The sequence below is a fragment of the Methylobacterium segetis genome, assembly GCF_004348265.1.
Lineage (GTDB): Bacteria > Pseudomonadota > Alphaproteobacteria > Rhizobiales > Beijerinckiaceae > Methylobacterium > Methylobacterium segetis.
The window spans coordinates 1-3547 of record NZ_SMNT01000214.1; the positions used below are offsets into that span (position 1 = coordinate 1).

Annotated in this window: 3 protein-coding genes; 1 reads left to right on the forward strand and 2 read right to left on the reverse strand. The window is 72.4% G+C overall.

Features of this window, described 5'->3' with window-relative positions:
- The first annotated feature begins 81 nt into the window (after positions 1–81).
- Positions 82–519: a hypothetical protein gene (locus E1J50_RS26055; protein ID WP_132255281.1), complete on the forward strand. Its 438-nt coding sequence runs from the start codon at positions 82–84 to the stop codon at positions 517–519.
- 19 nt (positions 520–538) lie between these two features.
- Here the strand turns inward: E1J50_RS26055 and E1J50_RS26060 are convergent, their stop codons facing one another.
- Both E1J50_RS26060 and E1J50_RS26065 read right to left on the reverse strand, forming a co-directional pair.
- The gene (locus E1J50_RS26060; protein WP_132257152.1) at positions 539–2125 is read right to left on the reverse strand and encodes a TolC family protein; all 1587 of its coding nucleotides are present in this window, start codon (positions 2123–2125) and stop codon (positions 539–541) included.
- Between the two features lie 165 nt (positions 2126–2290).
- Positions 2291–3547: tandem-95 repeat protein (locus E1J50_RS26065; protein ID WP_132257154.1), on the reverse strand; the 1257-nt coding region annotated here is incomplete at its 5' end.

Genomic DNA, 3547 nt, shown 5'->3' on the forward strand with positions numbered 1-3547 from the left:
GGCGCGAGAAAATACTGAGTTCGCTGAGATGTCGATCGCGCTGATCACGGCGCACGGAACGCCACAGGGGAGCCCGCTGCCATGACGATCCCTCTGCGAACGGGGCAGGCGATCCGGTTCGGAGCCGGGGAAGCCGGCCTCCGCGCGATCGGGACGGGTTGGTCCGCCCCCGAGCCCGGTCAGGTCTGGTCGGACGGGCCGGAAGCCTGGCTGCATCTCGGCCTCGGGCACGTTCCGAGCGGATCACGGCTCGTGATCCACGCCTCCCCCTATCTGGGGGACGGCAGCGACCATCAGCCGGTGCTGCTCTTCGGCAACGGGGCCTTCCTCCATTCGGGCCGCCTCGAGCGGGACGGAACCCTCGCCTGCTCGATCCCGACCTACCTGACGCCGGGCCTGATCGCGTTCGGCCAGCTCGACCTCGCCTTCGCGCTGCCCGGCTGCCGGATCGACCGCGGCGGCGCGGATTCGCGCAGGCTCGGCCTCGCGCTGCACGCGCTTCAGTTGCAGGCCGCCTGAACGGGGCCGCCCGCCCCGATCAGCGACGCAATTCGAGCGGCGCGGGTGCCGGCGGCGGGGGCAGCGCCACGACCGGGCGCGGCAGCACCTCGCCGACGCCGAGCCAGCTTCCCTGCACGGCCCGCTTGAGGCCGGGCAGGTCGTTCCCGTCGATCGCCGCCAGCGGGAAAGTGTCGAGGCCGAGCGAGGCGTAGACGTTGGCGCGGGCGTTCTGCACGGCGGCGTGGGCGAGGTCGTACTTCACCTCGGCGACGAGCGTGTTCATCTCCTCGCGGATCAGGGTCTGCTCGCTGATCGAGTCGGCGGCGGCCGAGGCGCGCAATTGGCCGACGAGGCGGCGCTGCACCCGCCGGAACTCGGAGGCCGTTCCGTATTCCTTGAGCGCCAGCGCGTGCCGGATGCGGCTCACGTGGACCTGCGTCATCACCGCCATGGTCACGGCGAGCGCCCGCTTGTCGAGGAGCTGGTCCTGCGCCCCGACGAGCGCCTTGCGCTCCGGATACTGGAACACCCGCATCAGGTTCCAGCTCGCCCGCGCGCCCCAGCCGACCCAGTTCGCGTTGTAGAGGAGCCGGTTCGTGTCGGCGTTGCCGCCGACGAAGACGTTGAAGCCGGGCAGGAGTTCGAGGAGCGCGGCCTCGGCCTCGCGGCCGTTGATGCGCTGGCGGTAGGCGACCTCGCGCAGCTCCGACCGGTTCTGGAGGGCGACGCGGATCAGCTCGTTCTCCGGCAGGCCGAGCTTCAGCCCCTCGTCCACCGCCTCCATCTCGGCGAGCTGGAACGGGAGGTCCGGCGGCAGGTTCATGAGCGCGGCGAGCTGGCTGCGGGCGACCTGCAGGTCCGCCTCGACGCGCTGCACCTCGCGCTTGATCTCGATCAGCTCGCGCTCGTAGGTCAGGGCCGTCACCGGCGAGGTCTGGCGCTCCGCGTAGAGCTTGCGGGCATTGCCGATCGCGGCCTGCGCCCGGCTCTCCAGCGCCCGCAGGCGCTTCGCGAGGCGCTCGCTGGTGAGCGCCCGCCAATAGGCGGTGCGCACGTCCTCGATGATGCGGCTGACGACGCGCCGCCGCGTCTCCTCGGCGATCAGCACGCCGTCCGCGGCCTGCTGGGCGCGCACGTAGGAGAGGCCGAAATCGAGGATGTTCCAGCTCAGGGACAGGTCGCCGAAGGCGTATTGCTTGTCCTGGCTGTAGGAGGGCTCGAGCGACTGGCGGCCGGTGATCGCCGAGATGCTGGAACTCGCCGCGTAGGTGTCGCGCCCGGCATAGGCGCTGTTGGCGACGAAGCCCGGCAGCATCTGGTAATGGGCGAAGGTGAGCTCGCGCACCCGCACGGCGGTCTGCATGATCTCGACACGCTGATCGAGATTGTATTTCAGCGCCCGCGCGAAGGCTTCGTACAGGTCGATCCGCGGCCCCGGCAGGGGCTGTCCCTGCCCGACCCGGGCGAGCTTGTCGTCGGCATAGGCGCTGAGTTCGGCCGGGCCGAGCGGCTGCGGCTTCACGATGCAGCCGGACACGCCGAACCCGATACCGATTGCAGCCGCAACCATCGCCGCATGCGCGCGCGCGTGCGGCCGGCCGCGGTCGACCGCCTCGAAGGTCATCACTGGAAATCCCCCGCGTCGGCGCAGCGGCCACGGCACTGGCCTGCCTGCTGCAACCGACCCCGAATTGGTAAACTTTCAGGGTAAACGAAGGATGAAACGGTGCACTTCCGCACCCTTTCGCCGGCCCTCGGTACTCGCGCCGCGCGAGCTCGGGGGCTCCCCTCAGGGCGTTCCGGCCAGGGCCTGCTCGATGAGGTCGAGTTCGCGGCTCGCCCGCAGCTCCGCGGCACCGAGCTGATCGGTGAAGAGCGGCGCGCGCGCCTCCGTCTCGGGTTCCGGGGGCGGCGGGGCGGCCCGCGCCGCGGGAGCCGGCTTCCGGCCCGCTCGGATCTCGCCGGTCTCGGTGTCGAGATCGAGCGGCTGGCGGATCACGCGGCCGTCGGAGAGCGTGAATTCCACCGCCACCGAGACCCGGCCGCCACCGGCCGGAGGCCGGCCCCAGAAGCTGCCCCGGCCATCCGTCTCCAGCCAGGACGGAGCCGGCCCCCCATCCGCGCCGCGGAGCGTGACGGCGGCGATACCCGCCGCGTCGGGGGCGAGGTTACGCAGGCTGAGGCCGAACGCGTCCGGGCGGCGGATGGCTTCCACGACCACGTCGCGCAGCACGCCCCCGGCGCCGGTCTCCTCGGCGAGCGTGAAGCCGAGCGAGCGCCCGATGAAGGGCCGGGCCGAGAACCACGGCGTCTCCAGGCCGATCTCCGGGACGAGCCCGTCGCTCCCGAGCCGCGCGAGCCGCTCGGTCTCCTGCTGGATGGCGGGGCGTACGGGCACGATGTCGATGCCGTTGAGGGACCGCACGCCGTTGACCGCGGCCACGACCGCGCCCTCGGCGAGCACGACGTCCGAGACGCTCTCCAGCCTGCCGAACGCGGCGACCGTGGGCAGCACGATGCCGGTCGCCGTGACCGCGGGCGGCGGGAGCGGGCTCGCGTCCCGACCGGCTCCGGGCGGGGGGGCGAGCGGCGAGGGCGGCATGAGCGCCGCCGGCGGCATGGGCGGGCGCACCTCGATCGGGTTCGGGGTGACGGTCACCGCCACCGTCACGAGCGTCTCCCCGCCCTGCCCGTCGGAGACGAGGACCTTGAACTGGTCCGGTCCGAAATAGCCGTCGTAGGGCTCGTAGACGTAGCCGCCATCCGCCGCGAGGGCGAGGCTGCCGTTCGCCGGCGGCGCCGCGAGCCGGAAGGCGAGCCTGTCGCCGTCGCGGTCCGAGGCGACGACGCGGCCGCCGGCGCTGGTGTTGGCGGGCAGGGTCAGCGGGTCGGCGCTGGCCTCGGGCACGTCGTTCACGGGATCGACCGTGACCGGCACCGTGACGAGGGTGACCCCGCCGTTCGGGTCGGCGACCCGCAGGGTGAAGCTGTCGCTGCCGTGGAAGTCGCGGTTCGGCAGGTAGGTGTAGCTGCCGTCCGGCCGCAG

Excerpts from the sequence above, each read along its gene's own strand:
- E1J50_RS26055 (WP_132255281.1), top strand. The coding sequence starts at position 82 with ATGACGATCCCTCTGCGAACGGGGCAGGCGATCCGGTTCGGAGCCGGG.
- E1J50_RS26060 (WP_132257152.1), bottom strand. The coding sequence starts at position 2,125 with ATGACCTTCGAGGCGGTCGACCGCGGCCGGCCGCACGCGCGCGCGCAT.